At 65.7% G+C, this 15720-nt stretch carries 14 protein-coding genes and 2 pseudogenes; 2 read left to right on the top strand and 14 right to left on the bottom strand.

All coding sequences use genetic code 11. The features are described 5' to 3' along the window. Positions 1–127: 127 nt before the first annotated feature. From FPJ27_RS11595 to FPJ27_RS11660, 14 genes and pseudogenes are all read right to left on the bottom strand, one after another. A complete protein-coding gene (locus FPJ27_RS11595) occupies positions 128–1135 on the bottom strand; it encodes a GNAT family N-acetyltransferase (protein ID WP_177318344.1) in 1008 nt (335 codons plus the stop codon). 43 nt (positions 1136–1178) lie between these two features. Further along, complete coding sequence (locus FPJ27_RS11600; protein ID WP_072436888.1) at positions 1179–1721, bottom strand: glycoside hydrolase family 19 protein; 543 nt, start codon at positions 1719–1721, stop codon at positions 1179–1181. Continuing rightward, the gene (locus tag FPJ27_RS11605) at positions 1708–2667 is read right to left on the bottom strand and encodes a DUF4239 domain-containing protein (RefSeq protein ID WP_239483285.1); all 960 of its coding nucleotides are present in this window, start codon (positions 2665–2667) and stop codon (positions 1708–1710) included. Before FPJ27_RS11605 ends, FPJ27_RS11600 begins: the two co-directional genes overlap by 14 nt. Beyond that, positions 2664–3722: a hypothetical protein gene (locus FPJ27_RS11610; RefSeq protein WP_239483286.1), complete on the bottom strand. Its 1059-nt coding sequence runs from the start codon at positions 3720–3722 to the stop codon at positions 2664–2666. The genes FPJ27_RS11605 and FPJ27_RS11610 overlap by 4 nt, the downstream gene beginning before the upstream one ends. 34 nt (positions 3723–3756) lie before the next feature. Further along, positions 3757–4416, bottom strand: a complete 660-nt coding sequence (locus FPJ27_RS11615) for a hypothetical protein (protein ID WP_072436890.1) — start codon at positions 4414–4416, stop codon at positions 3757–3759. Positions 4417–4503: 87 nt separating this feature from the next. Continuing rightward, positions 4504–6207, bottom strand: a complete 1704-nt coding sequence (locus FPJ27_RS11620) for a S8 family serine peptidase (protein WP_204422977.1) — start codon at positions 6205–6207, stop codon at positions 4504–4506. Positions 6208–6370: 163 nt separating this feature from the next. Beyond that, positions 6371–7498: a hypothetical protein gene (locus FPJ27_RS11625; protein ID WP_204422979.1), complete on the bottom strand. Its 1128-nt coding sequence runs from the start codon at positions 7496–7498 to the stop codon at positions 6371–6373. Between the two features lie 199 nt (positions 7499–7697). Next, positions 7698–7874 (bottom strand): hypothetical protein, encoded by a 177-nt coding sequence (locus FPJ27_RS11630; RefSeq protein ID WP_239483287.1) that lies wholly within the window; start codon positions 7872–7874, stop codon positions 7698–7700. A 17-nt stretch (positions 7875–7891) separates the two neighbouring features. After that, positions 7892–8146, bottom strand: a complete 255-nt coding sequence (locus tag FPJ27_RS11635) for a LuxR C-terminal-related transcriptional regulator (RefSeq protein WP_175963571.1) — start codon at positions 8144–8146, stop codon at positions 7892–7894. A gap of 921 nt (positions 8147–9067) precedes the next feature. Further along, on the bottom strand, positions 9068–10609 hold the full coding sequence (locus FPJ27_RS11640) for an altronate dehydratase family protein (RefSeq protein WP_204422981.1): 1542 nt from the start codon (positions 10607–10609) through the stop codon (positions 9068–9070). A gap of 44 nt (positions 10610–10653) precedes the next feature. Next, positions 10654–11991: an MFS transporter gene (locus tag FPJ27_RS11645; RefSeq protein WP_072438560.1), complete on the bottom strand. Its 1338-nt coding sequence runs from the start codon at positions 11989–11991 to the stop codon at positions 10654–10656. A 63-nt stretch (positions 11992–12054) separates the two neighbouring features. Then, positions 12055–12282 (bottom strand): annotated as a pseudogene (locus tag FPJ27_RS11650) (fuconate dehydratase); the annotation flags it as partial. 88 nt (positions 12283–12370) lie between these two features. Further along, positions 12371–13483: a mannitol dehydrogenase family protein gene (locus FPJ27_RS11655; RefSeq protein WP_204422983.1), complete on the bottom strand. Its 1113-nt coding sequence runs from the start codon at positions 13481–13483 to the stop codon at positions 12371–12373. A gap of 17 nt (positions 13484–13500) precedes the next feature. Further along, positions 13501–14523, bottom strand: a complete 1023-nt coding sequence (locus FPJ27_RS11660) for a zinc-binding alcohol dehydrogenase family protein (RefSeq protein ID WP_204422985.1) — start codon at positions 14521–14523, stop codon at positions 13501–13503. A gap of 366 nt (positions 14524–14889) precedes the next feature. Here FPJ27_RS11660 and FPJ27_RS11665 point away from each other — a divergent pair, with 366 nt between their 5' ends. Next, on the top strand, positions 14890–15591 hold the full coding sequence (locus FPJ27_RS11665) for a FadR/GntR family transcriptional regulator (protein WP_204422987.1): 702 nt from the start codon (positions 14890–14892) through the stop codon (positions 15589–15591). Further along, positions 15590–15709, top strand: a pseudogene (locus FPJ27_RS11670) (helix-turn-helix domain-containing protein); the annotation flags it as partial. The gene FPJ27_RS11665 and the pseudogene FPJ27_RS11670, both read left to right, overlap by 2 nt. Positions 15710–15720: the final 11 nt, after the last annotated feature.

A 15720-nucleotide genomic window follows, 5' to 3' on the forward strand; every position in this document is an offset into this window, starting at 1 on the left:
GAGCGCTTTCGAGTCGGGTCGATCGGCTGCGTCGTGCCTGTGCCGCCGACGGCCGCACGACGGCACTCGAAGCATGCCGTTACCCGTCGAATGCGGCACATCTTGCGACGACGCAGCCGCCGGAGACTCATTGGCCGTGCCCGCCCAGTTTCCGGATCACCTCGTCATACCCGATTTCCTCCGATTCGGCGTTGCATCCGTTGGCATGGGCAAAGGCGCCGGCCACGAGCGTTCCATTGACATGCGCAGCGTCATCGGAATTTTCGAAACCATCTTCCGAATCGAACGCGCGTAGCCGCAGCTGTTCATACTCATTTCGATTGCCGCAACCGAACGTCACGCGCCGGCATTGGCCGCCGTCGTTCCAGTCCACGTAATACATCGCATCGCGCCGCTTGATGCGATCACCGGGTTTCAGTGTGCGCTCGTAGACGCGCGCGGTGGAATCGCTCGCTTGTTCCTCGCGGCACGTCATGTCGAGCCGGTCGTAGAAGCCTTGCGCCTTCACGTGCGAGGTCAGCTGCATGCGAACCTTCTTGTCGTGGTTGACGCCCTCGGTCATGCGCTGCACGGCCTCGTTCAGGATCCGTATTCCGAGCCCCTTTTCTCGCGCTGCCGGCGCCACGCACAGCACATGCAGCTCGACTTGCTTGGCGATGTCGGTCGCCTTCTTCCGCGACTCGTCCGTCTTGAAGGTTTCGTAAGCGAATACGCCAACCGGCGTCGCCTTGTCATACGGCGTCGCGCCGTTCGCGCCAGTATCCTTGCAAAGGTATCTCGTCAGTTCGGGTTGATTCGGCCTCGATTTGACAAAGAGGTCGGCGCCTTCACGCTGCTGCGTATGCGGGTCGTCGTGGAGCGGGTAATAGTTGCCATACAGCCAGTAGTCGTCGGCGCGGGCCCAGTCCGGCCGGCACATCCTGTTGACGATCGTGTCGACGCCGCCGTTGCTTTCCAGACGATGCAGGTCTTTTCCCCATGTGTTGTTCAACTGTTTGCCCGTTTTCACGGTGACAGGCCGGCATTCGATTTCCGCCGATGCGTGCCGAGGCATGGCCGCGCTCGCCACCGTCACCGCCACCGCAATCAGCACGCCCTGCATCGATACGCACTTACCCCAGATTCGCGTCTTCATGATGTTGCCCTCCGTTGGTTGGTCTTTGCTCCATGCCGCACGCTCACAGGCACATCGCTTTTTTCGCGATCGCCCACCGGTGCATCCGGTCTTCGAGTCCATTGACACCGCCGTTGATGCGCCTCGTCAGCGACACGAAATCGCCCGAGTCGGCGATCAGGTTGCAACCATGCCGTTCCCACCACCAGGCCGCCGAGCGCGCGGCCAGCGGTTCCCGTTCGAGGAGTTCGGGCTGGCGCTCGAGATCGGCACCGAGTGCGTTGCCGCATTCGCGGTAATTCGCGCGCCCGGTGATCTGGATGAGCCCGCGTCCGAGGAAGCGCCTGCCATCGCCCGCCTGGACGTTGCCGAGTTCGGCGGCCTTGCGCGACGGCGGCTCATAGGCGCGCTGTGCAGTTGTCGGCCCCCACAGCTCGCGCGTGAGCGTGAAGCCGAGCGTCTCGTGGCCGGTCTGCGCGACGAAGGCCGCGATACGCCCGGGGGTCGAGATGCCGTACTCGGCCATCGCGGCGGCAAGTGCCGGATACCAGCGTTGCGCGAGCACGGCGGATACGGCGGCGGCGGACTGGAATTCATCGGGTGTCATCGCGTTCTCCTTGCGAGGCATGGCCGAGCGAGGCCGCGCCGGACGCGCTCGGCGGTGAGGAAACGGTCGAAGCAGTCAACGCGGCAGCGTCGTCCACCTCCGAACGCGTCGGGCTGCGCGGCGAAGGCGGAACGTTGCGATGCGCAGCCGGCCCGGTTCGTTGCGATTGCGCGTCGATCGCGGCGACGATCGCGCGCAGCGACTCCGGCTTGACGCTGACTTCGCCTGCGAACGGACGGTCGACGGCAAGCACGAAGAAGAACGCGAGTCCGAGCGTGAGCGCCCAGCTCGTGACGAGCGCGATGTTGAAGCGCGTGCCCGGAAGGATGTAAAGGAGCAGAAACGACACGACACTCGCGAGCAGCACCACGCCCCACAGCGTGGCCGGCATCGCGACGTCGAGCGTCAGCAGGCGCTGTTCGCGATGCTTGGCCATCTCGTTGACGCGTGCGAGCACCTCGCCGAGCAGCACGCGTTGCCGCTCGCTGCGCGGCTCGATCCGGTTGGCCATGTCGAACAGGCGATCGAAGCGGGCCGCCGCCTGCGCATCCGCACTCGCGTGCTGCTGCATCGTCGGCCACTCGTAACGGACGACACCATCGAGATAGGTGCGCAGCGCGCCCGAGGCGGCGTCGGCAACCGGATCGCCGAACGCGGCGAGATCGCGCGACAGCTCGCCGGCCGCGGTCGCTTCCGCGTCCACGGTGCGCTCCGCGCTGTTGTACGCGTCCCACACGCTGATCGCCGAAAACGCGACGAGCAGCGAGTTGATCGTCGTGATGACCGACACCATCGTGATCGCCATCGCTCGCTGCTCGGGATGCACGTCGACCGGCGCGATGCGGCGGAACAGCGCGTAGCCGGCCAGTGCGGCCGCGACGGTCGCGGTCACGATGAAGAGCCCCATCAGCCACGACGGCCAGTTGTAAAGAAAGAGCATGGTCATTCCCCGATTGCATTTGCACCGTCGTGACGGCCCGTGCGCGGCGCGTCTGCCGATAGCATTGCGCGTGTGAATTCGGCAAGCCGCTGCTTGACCGCATCGGCCGGCATCCCCGTTTCGAGCGATTGCTGAAGCCGCAGCAGATCCGCCGCGAGTTCGCTTTGCCATTGCACGCGCTCGGTTGCCGCATGGGCGCGATGCGCTTCGAAGGTCGCTTGCGCGGCGGCCGCGGTGTCGCCGCGCACGAGCGTCTCGAGCGTTTCGACGAGCCGGTGCAGCAACCGATGCACGGCGGTCGCCGAGAAACCGCCGAGCATCGCAAGCGCCGGCTTGCCGAAGCTGCGCGTGCTTGCGCCGTCGTACAGGTGCGGCGGCAGCAGCTCGACGAGAATCAGGCCCGCGATCACGCCGAGAATCAGCCGCGCGCCGTACGACGCGTCGTACTTCGGGTCGTATGTCGAATTCGCGACGTAGCGATGAGCCTGGAACAGCGTTGCGAATGACGCGCCGAGCCCGGCGCAGAACATCAGGAACAGCGCATTCCACAGCAGCCGGGTGCCGTGCGAATCGAGAAACCCCTGATCGATGTTCGCGACCGACACTTCCGGCGACAGCGACGTCGCAATCACCGCGACCAGAAACGTCGCGGCGGAGAGCGTCAGCGCGCGGATCAGCGGTACCGGGCCGAGCCACGCGAAGCGCGAGCGGACGCGCAGTTCGCCGTCGAGCAGCGTGACCGCCTGCGGCGTCGCGGGCGCGATCGCGACCGCGAGCCGACGATGAATCGCGGCAAGCGCATACGATGCGCCGTGCACGGACGACGCATCGTCCGCCGCGGATTCGGCCGCGGCGCGCGACGCCGCGACCATCAGCATCGACAACTGCGCGATCAGATCGGGCGCCACTGCGATTCCGTGCTGCAATGCGTAGCGCGCCATCGCATTGCATTCGATTTGCAGCTGCCCGATCAGATCGCGCCTCGATGCGGCCGTGTTCGTACCGTCCGCTTCGGGCGGTGCGTCCGCCGTTGTCCGGGACCATGAACGATGCGTGCGCATGACGGTTCTCCACGATGTCGGCGGGCAGCGCGCGCTACAGCCGCACTTCGTCGCCGCAATTGCCGCCCGGCGCCAGGACCAGCATGCCGCCCTTGTCGCGATACACGAATACGTCGGACCAGTCGCGCAGCCGGTAGCGCACTTCCGCGAGCCGTCCGTCGGGCGTGCACAGGAACTGGACCGCCTTGTCCGCGCCGAGGAAGAAATCGTGCAGTTGCGCGTTCTTCAGCTCGTCGAGCCGCACCACCTTGTTGTCGTGCTCGTTCAGGTAGCGGCCGAGGTTCGTGAGGCCCACTGCACGCGCCATCGCGGCAAGCTCGGCGGCGTAGCCGGCGGGCGCGTAGCCCGTGCAGCTCCCGTAGCGGTTCCAGTGCTGCTGGAATGCATCGGCGCTCGCAAGCGCGATATACGGCGCGGCATCGCCGGGCAGCGTGTCGGCCGGAACCGCCGCCGTGCCGCAATCGCGCCGAGGCGTATACAGGCCGATCGCCGTGATCCGGATCGGTGTGCCGTCGGCGTCCTGGCGCGCGGACGGCGGCTGGCCGGCCGTGCATGTCTGCGCGCCGTCGCCGCCGACGCACGAGCCTAGCTTCCAGGACAGCGACAGCGTCCAGTCCTGCGCGTGTGCGCCGGCACAGGTCAGAATCAGGCTGGCGGCGCAGGCCGCCCGGGTGATGCGCAACAGGGTCGACATGTCGAATTTCTCCTTGTGTGTGGCGACGTGCGCCGGCCGACGGAATCGGCCGGCGATCGGCGATCGGCCGGCGCGGCTCGCGCGCGCTCAGCGGGCCGCCTGCTGCAACAGCTGGCGAAGGTTCTGGATGCGTGGCAGGCCGGCGCCGAAGCGATTCGCGACGTCGTATTGCACGATCGGCGTGCAGATCATCCGGATCAGATGAAACAGCGCGGCGACGCGCTCCGGCCGGCGCGGCCCGAGATGGCTGGCGATCTGCGGATCGCTCAACAGCAGCGCCGCGAGCCCCGTGATGTGCGGCGCCGCCATCGACGTGCCGGATTCGGCATTGAACGCCGACCCGGGCACGGTCGATACGACGCCGACGCCCGGCCCGCACACGCCGATTTGCGGACCGTGGCACGAGAACGTCGGCGCGAAGAGGCCGTCGGGCGTCGCGGCCTGCGCGACGATCTGCGTTTGCTCCCACGTGTTGCCGGGCAGCTCGCGCTGCAGCCCCAGCGCCGATACCGCAAGCACGTACGGCGACGAGGCCGGGTACTGCACCGGGCCGCCCGAATTGCCGGCCGCGACGATGCATGCGACGCCGGATTGCACGGCCTCCATCAGCTTCTGCTCGACGGCGAGCGACGCCTGCGGCGCGCCAAGGCTCAGGTTCACGACGTCGATGTCGTGGTCGATGCAATAGTCGAGCGCCTGGATCAGCGTACTGAACTGGCCGCCGGGAAAGATCTTCAGCACATGGATCTCTGCGTCGGGCACGAAACCGCGCATCGCCATCTGCGCGTCGGCAGCCTGCGGACTGATTCGCGCGGCGATCACGCCCGCGCAATGCGATCCGTGGCCGATCACGTCGTCCTTCCAGGTATCCGGGTTCTGGTCGTTGGTCAGGTCGGCGCCGCGCAGGATATGGTTCAACAGCGGATGCGACGCGTCCGCCCCCGAATCCACGATCGCGACGCGAACGCCGCGCCCCGTCGCCGTGTCGGGAAGCTCGTCGAGGCCCATCAGGCGCTGCCCCCACCCGAGCAGCGCACGCGGCGGCACGTTCGGGTTCGGCTGGGACAACGGCGTGAGCCGCACCACGTTCGCCTGATCGCTCGACAGCAGCGGCGCCGGCAAATAGACATTCCAGTACGTGTGGGGCGGTCGCACCGCCAGCGACTGGAGCGGCCCGGGCGCCATCTGCGCGACGGTCAGCGTCGTTTCGCCTCGCGCGTCGGTGGTGCCGCTCACCGGGAAGCCGTCGCCCGCGAGCGTCACCGGCACGCCGGGTTCGGGCTGGTCGTTCGCTCCCAGCACGCGGATCGTCACCGGGCGCAAGATCATCGACGCGACGGCCGCCTGCGGACGAAGCTCGGCGCCGGACTCCTGTTGCGGCTTTTTCCCATAGCCGAGCGGATGATCCTCCTCGACGATCATTCCCGGCGGCGCCGTCGCCTGCAGCACTTGCGCGTTCGCGGGATCCATCTTGACGACATACGTGTCGGTCGCTTCGTCCGGCCTCGCCGACATCATCTGCGCGTTCTTGTGGCTGTTGATCACGCGCACGACCTCGACGCCGGGGAGCCGGCCGACCGCGTTGTCGAGGTCGTGAGCCGACATCGGCGTCACGGCCGCCTGACGTGCGAGCACGCCGCGCCGAGGCGCGATCAGATACTGGCGCTTGCCGCTCGTCACGTGGACCGCTTCGTTGGCCGAATCGGGCGGCGTGACGTCCGATGCGGTAGCCGCGTTGTCCGTCGGCATGGCTGCCGCCTTCGCGGCAGCGGGCTTCTTGTCCTTGTCCATCGCAATCTCCTTCGCGGCGCGGCAATTGCGACGCGTCGCGGGGTTGGTTGGTCGAAAGTAACGGGCGCGCATCCCGACGCGATCGGATCGTTGCGCGACGGGCGTCCGTCGGGTGCGCCACCGCGCGGTCACGCACGGTGGCGCAGGTCTTCAGTAGCAGCGGTCAGTGGAATGCCGGCTGGGCAGGCATGACGGAGAACGGCAGAAAGCCGCCGAGCTGTCCGGCGACGGAGCCGACGGTCGGTGCGACCGACTTCAGGATGTCGCCGAACACGCCTTGCGGTGCGAACGCAGCCTGCGGTTGAACGGCAAACGGCAGCAGGCTGCCAAGTTGGCCGAGCAGCTCGCCGATCATCGGCGCGGCGGTACCGACGATGGCCCCGCCCACGCCCTGCGGCGCGAACGCGGCCTGCGGTTGCATCGAGAACGGCAGCAGACCGCCGAGCTGACCGACAACGGTGCCGACAGTCGGCGCGACCGACTTCAGGATGTCGCCGAACACGCCTTGCGGTGCGAACGCGGCCTGCGGCTGCACGGCAAACGGCAGCAGGCCGCCGAGTCGGCCGAGCAGTTCGCCGATCATCGGCGCGGCGGTACCGACGATGGCCCCGCCCACGCCCTGCGGCGCGAACGCTGCCTGCGGCTGCACCGAGAACGGCAGCAGGCCGCCGAGCTGACCGGCGACGGAGCCGACAGTCGGCGCGACCGACTTCAGGATGTCGCCGAACACGCCTTGCGGCGCGAACGCTGCCTGCGGCTGCACCGAGAACGGCAGCAGACCGCCGAGCTGACCGGCGACGGAGCCGACGGTCGGCGCGACCGACTTCAGGATGTCGCCGAACACGCCTTGCGGTGCGAACGCTGCCTGCGGCTGCACGGCAAACGGCAGCAGGCCGCCGAGTCGGCCGAGCAGTTCGCCAATCATCGGCGCGGCGGTACCGACGATGGCCCCGCCCACGCCCTGCGGCGCGAACGCTGCCTGCGGCTGCACCGAGAACGGCAGCAGACCGCCGAGCTGTCCGGCAACGGAGCCGACGGTCGGCGCGACCGACTTGAGGATGTCGCCGAACACGCCTTGCGGTGCGAACGCTGCCTGCGGCTGCACGGCAAACGGCAGCAGGCCGCCGAGTCGGCCGAGCAGCTCGCCGAGCACCGGCGCGGCGGTGCCGACGATGGCCCCGCCCACGCCCTGCGGCACGAACGCACCTTGCGCCACGGTCGACGCGTAAGCCGGAATGTGTCCCGTGACCGTGTGCGGTACCCCCGGCAATGCATGGTGTACATGAGTCATTTTCAAGTCCTTGATCGAGAGGAAAGAGACGGCGCACAAGCCGCAGGCGGTGCGTCGTGCGCGCCGTTCACATGCCGGCCGGCGATGCTTCCATCGACTCAGGACGCGTGCGTCGAAGCAAACATCGGAGGAATCGGCAGGTCAATTCTGCGAGTCGGGTCCTGCCGGCTCCATTCGGCAAATGCGGTATGCGTCGTTGTCATTGCGAGCCGGACAACGGAATCGAAAATGGTTCGGTGAGCCAGCCGGAAAGCACGGCCGTATGGAGCAGCGCGCAGATATTGGTGGAGGCCGTCTTCCCGAGAAGATGCGAGCGATGCTTGCGGGCGGTCTGGTCACTGATGCCCAATGCACGGGCGACCTGCTTGTCGCTCATGCCGGCCGCGAGCAGTTTCAGGACCTCGCGTTCGCGCGGCGAGAACGGGTCGGCACGACGCGGGGCGCCGTTTTTTTGAGCACGTCAGGAAAGAGAATGAAATAGCGAATGGTCAGCTGCGCGGATTTCCGGACGCCGAATTTGTTGAGCAGATTTTCACGATGCTTGCGCGCGGTTGATACGGAAAAGACCAGTTCGGCCGCGATTTCACGGTCGGTCAGGCCTTTCGCGACCAGGCCCAACACGACTGTCTCGCGTGTAGTGAGTTTCAAGATGGATTCCCCGTTGACCCTTGAAAGGGCATCCCCTTTTCGTCACGGGAGCGGTGATCTCCTTTGAATTTTCATGACAACCTCACCAGCGACCGGACTCCGCCCCTTACGCACGCGACATGCAAAGGTGGATGCGCTCGAGACTGCAGTGATATTTCCGGCCAACCCTTTATGAAACGAATTTGCCGCGAGTATTCATGCCTGCTCGGCGGTCAAGGCAACACTGCTCGGATTATTTGAATTCGGGCGATCGGAACGATGCATCATACGCCCGCCATTCGGCTTTGCATGATGATTGATATTACTGATTGAATTGACTCAATCGGTGTGCATTAAATTATGAATTCACAGGTGAATTTTTATTTTTGTTTATAATTCACGGAATTCGAAACAAATGAGAAATTCTCGGTTATTTAATTACAAACCGACGAAATCGAATTAGACGATTGAAAGCTACCGGGTCGAGGATTTGCGCTGGGCGTCTTCGTCCTTCCGAGTCGATCCTTTTCGTTCGCAGATGCCCGCGCCCGCTAAAGGGGCGCCCGGACGGCCCTGTCTTGGCTTCGTCGAGTAACGCGGAGAGCGTGAAAATGTGAGTCGGTGCCTGCGAGCCACGCGGAAGCGGGCGCAACCGCGATCAACTTCCCGGCAGAGGTGAAATCATGCGGTCGGCTTGCGATTGCATGCAACGTCGACGCTGCATGGCAGCGTCTCCTGGCAAACCGGGCTGTTGCGCGCCTCGCCTGAGATGATCGCAACAGATTGAGCTGAACTGACGTGCAACAGGCGACCACCCGAGAAGCTCGCTATTCCGCGGGCGGCTCACCTGCACTACGCGTAGAAATATAAGAGAAACACCGTTTTGTCTCGCGGATTTCCCGACAGAAATCTCGATCGCCACTGCCAACACGCAGTTCCCGGCTACGTCACCACGCCGACCTGCCAGGGCACGAACTCGTTCTGCCCATAACCGTGCAACTCGCTTTTCGAATACGCGCCCGATGCGCAGTCGAGCATGCTCCTGAAAATGTCGTCGCCGAGCCGGGCGACCGTCGTCGTGCCGTCGATCACACCGCCGCAATTGATGTCGATGTCCTCTTCCTGACGCTCCCACAGCGCCGTGTTCGTCGCAAGCTTCAGCGACGGCGCCGGCGCGCAGCCGTATGCGGAACCGCGCCCCGTCGTGAAGCAGATCAGGTTCGCGCCCGACGCGACCTGCCCCGTCGCGGACATCGGGTCGTAGCCCGGTGAATCCATGAAAACCAGGCCGCGCACATCGATCCGCTGCGCGTACTCGAACACGTCGACGAGGTTCGTGGTGCCCGCTTTCGCGATCGCGCCCAGCGATTTCTCGAGGATCGTCGTGAGTCCGCCCGCCTTGTTGCCGGCCGACGGATTATTGTCCAGCGCGGCGCCGTTGCGCGCGCAATAGCCTTCCCACCAGGCGATTCGCGCGAGCAGCTTCTCGCCGACCTCGCGGCTGACGGCGCGCCGGGTAAGCAGATGCTCGGCGCCGTAGACTTCCGGCGTCTCGGAGAGTATCGCGGTGCCGCCCTGGCGTACCAGGCGGTCGACCGCCGCACCCAGCGCGGGATTCGCGGAGATGCCCGAGTATCCGTCGGAGCCGCCGCACTGCAGCCCCACCACGAGATGCGATGCCGGCACCGCGACACGCGTCGTGCAGTTCGCTTCCGCGAGCATGTTCGTGACCATCGCGATGCCGCGCTCGATCGTCTTGCGCGTGCCGCCGCTTTCCTGAATCGTGAAATGCTGCAAGCGTGCGCCATCCGCGTGCCCGCCTTCACGAAGCACATCGCCGATCTGATTGGTCTCGCACCCCAGGCCGATGAACAGTACCGAATGGAAGTTCGGATGCGCGGCATAGCCGGCCAGCGTTCTGCGAAGAATCGCGATCCCGTCGCCGCGCGAGTCGATTCCGCAGCCGAGCCCGTGCGTGAGCGCGATCACCCCGTCGATGTTCGGATAACCGGCCAGTGCCTGCGGGTGCACATCGCGCCGGAAATGGTCGGCGATCGCGCGGGCTACCGTCGCGGAACAATTCACGCTCGTCAGTATGCCGATGTAATTGCGCGTCGCGATCCGTCCGTCAGATCGGCGAATGCCCATGAAGGTCGCCGGTGTTTCGTCGAACAGCGTCGGACTCGCGGCCACGCCGAATTCATGCTCGCGCGCGAACTCGGCCATGCCGAGATTGTGACTGTGCACGTGCTGGCCGCGCGCGATCGCTTCGCGCGCGACGCCGATGATCTGGTTGTAGCGCCTGATCGGCTCGCCTTTCGCGATGTCGCGCGTCGCGATCTTGTGACCGGGCGGAATCAGGCCGGCGACGACGAGCGCCTCGGATGCGATCCGGGCGCCGGATACGAGCTGGCGCGTCGCGATCACGACATCGTCGTTCGGATGCAGCCGGATCGCGACCTGTTCGGTGGCGGAGGTAGTCATGGTGATGATCCTGGATGGGTCGTGGGATGGCGCGCTGGCGAAGGTTATCGATGCGTGCCGACCTGCGCGCCGCCGTGCGTGCCTTCGGCCGCCGCGTGCCCCATGCCGCGCAGCGAACGCAGCAGCAGCACGCTGACGAAGCACAACGCGGCGACCACCACGAAGCCGGCGCGCGAATCGTGCGACGCCGCGTCCGCGAACGCCTTGATCTGAGGCGACACGAAGCCGCCGAGATTGCCGATCGACACGATGAACGCGATGCCGCTCGCCGCGCCCGTCCCGCCGAGATAGCGTGTCGGCAGGCACCAGAACACCGGCTGGCACGCGACCAGGCCGGGAATCGCGATGCAGAATGCGAGCAGGGTCGGCACCGGCGTATTGATCACGGACAGCGACGCGAACGCGAGGATCCCGACCGTCAGCATGCCGGCCGCGACCTGCAGATGATTGTCGCGACGATCCGCGAAGCGGGTCGCGACGATCATCGCGGCGATCGTGCACAGCCAGGGAATCGTCAGCAGCAGACCGATTTTTCCATTGACCTGGGAGCCCATCGTCGCGGCGAATTTCGACGGCAGGTAGAACGCGAGCGGCGCATTGCCGATCTGGATGCAGAAGTACGCGGCAATGAACGTCAGCACGCGGCGGTCCTTCAGCACGCCGAACACGGCCGTCGACAGATGCCGGGGCTTCGCGCGCTCCTCGGCGTCGAGTGCGTGGCCCAGCGCCCGCTTCTCGTCCTCGGTCAGCCAGCGCGCGTCTTTCGGCCGGCTCGTCAGGTAGAAAAACGCGATCACGCCGACCACGGTCGCCATCAGGCCCTCGACCAGGTACATCCATTGCCAGTTCCGCAAGCCGAACATGTCATGCATCTGCAACAGGAAGCCCGACAGCGGATTGCCGATCAGCATTGCGATCGGCACGCCGAAGTAGAAGAGCCCGAGCGCACGGGCGCGCCCCTTCGCCGGAAACCAGTAGGTCAGGTACAGGATGATCCCGGGAAAGAATCCGGCCTCCGCCGCACCGAGCAGGAAACGGATCCAGTAGAACTGCGTCGGCGTGTGGGCAAACATCATCGATGCCGACACGAAGCCCCACGTCACCATGATTCGGCTCATCCATACGCGGGCGCCGATGCGGTTCATGATGAGGTTGCTGGGCACCTCGAACAACGCATAGCCGATGAAGAAGATACCGGCGCCGAATGCGAACGCCGCGTCGCTCAGGCCTGTGTCGGCCTGATAGGCGATCTTTGCGAAACCGACGTTCGCGCGATCGATAAACGCCAGCGCGTACATCAGCGTCAGGAACGGCAGGAGCCGGATCGCGGCCTTCCTGACCGCGCCGGCGAGATGCTGCGATTGTTGAGGATCATGGTTCATCGTTGTCTCCGGGATTGTTCTCGTCGTGGGGCCGATCGCTCACGCCCGCCATTCGGGCCCGATCACGAACAGCTTCGCGAGCGACTTCACCGCATCGACGCACAGTTCGTTGCCGCGGCCGATCGTGAAGGTCAGGCCGCGCCCGTCGATGCCGTTGCGCGCATCGGTAACGAGCGTCACGTAGGTCGCCGAGTAATCCGGATTACCGTTCATCGCGTCGGAGCCGTCCATGCTCTTCGACGTCGGAAAGCGAATGTCACGTACCTGCGCATCGATAATGCGTGTCGCCATCGCTGCATGTCTCCTTGTCGTTTCATCTCGTCTGATCTTGTCGCCGCGCCCGGACGCCCCTGCAACGAGCCCCTGCCACTGCGGCCGTTCAGCCAAGCGCCGCGATCAGGCGCGGCTGCCCGATCGGCAGCTTCAGCGCGCGCGCCATTTCGAGCACCGGGCGCAGGCGTCGCAGCTTCTTCATGTCGTGATTGCCGGCAATGTCGGCCAGCCGGTGCGCGAGGAATGGATTCGCGAACCTGTCGCGTACCTCGTCCAGATACGACAGCGCCGCGTCGCGCTCGCCGAGCGCAACGAACACCGGCATCACCTCGTCGTTCCACACCGCTTCGAGCGGTTCGCGATATGCGGGATCGTCCATCGCCGCACCGACCGTCATGTCCGCCGCACCGCCAAGCGTGAGCCATTGCTGCGCGAGCATCGTGTGTCCAAGATTGAGCAGCAGCAGTTTCAGGCGCTCGTAGCGTTCGAGATCGTCGGTCACGACGATGTCGGGGTGTTCGCACGGCAGCGTCATCCCGGCCGTGCGCCGAACCGCCCACAGCGCATACGGCTCGGCAATCGCGCCGACCGGATGGATCGGCTCCGACACGATGCGGTCGACGAGGGAATTGACCCACACGCAGCCGCCGATCAGGTAATCGACGAATGCCGCGTCCGCGCGCCAGCCCCGCGCGACGCCGACCACCAGGTCGCGCAGCGTGTCGCCGTTGCGCGCGACGAGTTCGCACGGCAGCAGCGTGACAGGCTCGCCGCCTGCCCGGAAACGCTCGTGCAGGAGCACCGCAAGCTTCGCCGCGAAGCCGCGCGGCGTGCGGTGCCCGTCAAGCAGGCCCCCGCCGTCGTCGTCGAACAGCGCATAACCGCTGTCACCGGTGTTCGATACGATCGCCCGGACGTCGTGCGCCACACGCTCTCGCAACAGCGCCCAGTCCTCGCTCGCATGCAGCGCTTCCGTGATCGCCACGCAGTCGACCTGCCGGTCGATCGTCTCGCCATGCCGCCTGCCGCGGATTCTCACCGGATAGCGTCCGGCCGCGCGCAGCGCATCGATGCGCGCGCGACTCTCGGCGCTCGACGTCGTCTGCACGACCGTCACCGCACCGAGCGCGCGGCCGACAGCCAGCGCTTCGGACGTGAACAGGTCGACATGCGCCTGCAGGAAGCGGCTGGTCCCGAATTGCAGGATCGGATTGGCCATCGGTTTGCCGTCCGCGCTCAGCATTCGACGAGCGCCTTGATCACGCCGGCGTCCGGTTCGAGCAGCTCCGCGAAGCGGTCGGGCAGATCGGCCAGGCTCAGCGCGTGCGTCTTCAGCGCATCGGTCGGAACCTGGCCGGCACGCATCGCGGCGAGCACCGTTTTGAAATCCACCGGCGTCGCGTTGCGGCTCGCGAGCAGCGTCGTTTCGCGTTTGTGGAATTCCGGGTCCGAGAACGAGATGCGCCCTTTTACGAGCGAGATCAGCACGTACTTGCCACCGTGCGCGACGAAGTCGAGGCCGCGCTCCATCGCCGCGAGATTGCCGGTGGCATCGAACACGACGTCGAAAAATTCATCGTCGGTGAGCGCCGCGAGACGCCGCGCGTCCGTGCCCGCCCCCGTCGTATCGAGCCGCACGGCGGCGTGCGCACCCAGCGCCGTCTCGCAAACCGCGAGCCGGTCTGCGCGAGCGTCGAGCACGCAAACCCGCGCGCCGCGCAGCGTCGCGAAAATCAGCGCGGCCATGCCGATCGGACCAGCGCCGACAACCAGCACGCGCTGCCCGGAGCGAACGTCGGCACGCGCCACGGCGTGTGCGCCGATCGCGAGGAATTCGATCATCGCGGCCTGATCGAGCGTGACGCCGTTCGCGTCGAACACGAATGCCTGCGGGACGGCGAGGTATTCGGCCATGCCGCCGTCCGCGTGCACGCCCAGCACCTGGATTCGCGTGCAGCAGTTCGTCTTGCCGGCCCGGCACGCGATACACGTGCCGCATGACAGGTACGGCATCACGTAGACCTGGTCGCCGGCCTTGACGCGCGCACCCGCCGGGGCGCTCTCGACGATGCCGGCCAGTTCGTGCCCCATCACGCGCGGATAGGCGAGATACGGCTGGTTGCCGGTGAAAATGTGCATGTCGGTACCGCATACGCCGACCCGCTTCACGCGAATCAGCACATCGTCGGGCCCCGCGGCCGGCATCGGACGCTCGGCAACAACGAGGCGGCCGGGTTCTTCGCAAATGACTGTTCTCATCGGGATCTCGATAACGTATGAAAAGAGGACGGTGTTGATGCAAATTGGCCTGACCAGACGAAGGCTATTGGCCTGACCATTCGTGGTCAAGCCAATTTCGTCAAATCCATGGAAAACACCTAGATCGCGATGCTGCCGAAAAAACCATGACAAGCCTTATTCTACCGTCCCATAAGGCTTACAACGGAATACACCAAGCAGCGAACGATGCCGTCCCGGGGCACTTCGGTAAGGCCAATTCAAAGGCCAATGCAAACTACTCTGTCACTGGTCTCCAGAACGCCCGATAAATTGGTCAGGCCACCAAACGTGCAGTAGACTCGTTGCTCCGGAGCACACGTGCGCGGTCCGCCGCGAGGGGGAGCATTGCCGGGCCAGTTCAATCAGGTGGATACCCGCCGTCTCTATCAGCGCATCGCCGACCAGATTCGCTCTCTGATCGAGGAGGGGCGCTTTGCCGACGGAGAACGCCTGCCGCCCGAGCGGGATCTCGCGCAACAGCTTGGGGTTTCGCGGCCGTCCGTTCGGGAGGCGCTCATTGCCCTGGAGATCGAAGGCGTCGTCGAGGTGCGGATGGGGGCCGGCGTGTTTGTGTGTGCCGTCGCGAAGGCCCCGGCGGCGCCGGAGGCATCGCTTGGCGAAAACCCGATCGAGCTGATGAATGCCCGTGCGGCGCTGGAAGGCAGCGTGATCGAGTTGGCCTGCGCCCGCGCGACGCCCGAACTGCTGGCACCTGTACGTCGCGCCGTGGAAGCGATGCGATCCGCGATTGCGGAAGGCCGCTCTCCGCTCCAGCACGATCGTGAACTTCACGTGGCAATTGCCGCGATGACGGGCAATTCCGTTCTGGTCCGACTGGTGGGCGAGCTCTTCGATGGGCGCCACAGTCCGATCTCTTCACGCGTCAGCGCACGGGCGGAGAGCAGGCAAACGTGGGCCAAAGCATTCGAGGAGCATGAATCGATCCTTCATGCGCTCGAGAATGGCGAAGTGCTGATGGCACAGGCAGCCATGCGGACACATCTTTACGCTTCGCAACGACGCTGGCTGGAGCAGGAGCGCAACTGAAGAGGCTGTGCGGCGCGCCAACGGCAACCTGTCGTCAGCGGCGCGCACGCTCGGCATTACCCGCGCACAACTGGCTTATCGTCTGCAGCGGCGGGCGGACGAGTCCACCAAGGGCTGACGTGCCGTCGG

The sequence above is a fragment of the Burkholderia sp. MS455 genome (assembly GCF_016899445.1).
Taxonomy (GTDB): domain Bacteria; phylum Pseudomonadota; class Gammaproteobacteria; order Burkholderiales; family Burkholderiaceae; genus Burkholderia; species Burkholderia pyrrocinia_C.

Bases quoted from the DNA above. Each gene is read 5' to 3' on its own strand.
- FPJ27_RS11595 (WP_177318344.1), bottom strand. From the start codon at position 1,135: ATGAAGACGCGAATCTGGGGTAAGTGCGTATCGATGCAGGGCGTGCTG.
- FPJ27_RS11600 (WP_072436888.1), bottom strand. From the start codon at position 1,721: ATGACACCCGATGAATTCCAGTCCGCCGCCGCCGTATCCGCCGTGCTC.
- FPJ27_RS11605 (WP_239483285.1), bottom strand. From the start codon at position 2,667: ATGACCATGCTCTTTCTTTACAACTGGCCGTCGTGGCTGATGGGGCTC.
- FPJ27_RS11610 (WP_239483286.1), bottom strand. From the start codon at position 3,722: ATGCGCACGCATCGTTCATGGTCCCGGACAACGGCGGACGCACCGCCC.
- FPJ27_RS11615 (WP_072436890.1), bottom strand. From the start codon at position 4,416: ATGTCGACCCTGTTGCGCATCACCCGGGCGGCCTGCGCCGCCAGCCTG.
- FPJ27_RS11620 (WP_204422977.1), bottom strand. From the start codon at position 6,207: ATGGACAAGGACAAGAAGCCCGCTGCCGCGAAGGCGGCAGCCATGCCG.
- FPJ27_RS11625 (WP_204422979.1), bottom strand. From the start codon at position 7,498: ATGACTCATGTACACCATGCATTGCCGGGGGTACCGCACACGGTCACG.
- FPJ27_RS11630 (WP_239483287.1), bottom strand. From the start codon at position 7,874: ATGAGCGACAAGCAGGTCGCCCGTGCATTGGGCATCAGTGACCAGACC.
- FPJ27_RS11640 (WP_204422981.1), bottom strand. From the start codon at position 10,609: ATGACTACCTCCGCCACCGAACAGGTCGCGATCCGGCTGCATCCGAAC.
- FPJ27_RS11645 (WP_072438560.1), bottom strand. From the start codon at position 11,991: ATGAACCATGATCCTCAACAATCGCAGCATCTCGCCGGCGCGGTCAGG.
- FPJ27_RS11655 (WP_204422983.1), bottom strand. From the start codon at position 13,483: ATGGCCAATCCGATCCTGCAATTCGGGACCAGCCGCTTCCTGCAGGCG.
- FPJ27_RS11660 (WP_204422985.1), bottom strand. From the start codon at position 14,523: ATGAGAACAGTCATTTGCGAAGAACCCGGCCGCCTCGTTGTTGCCGAG.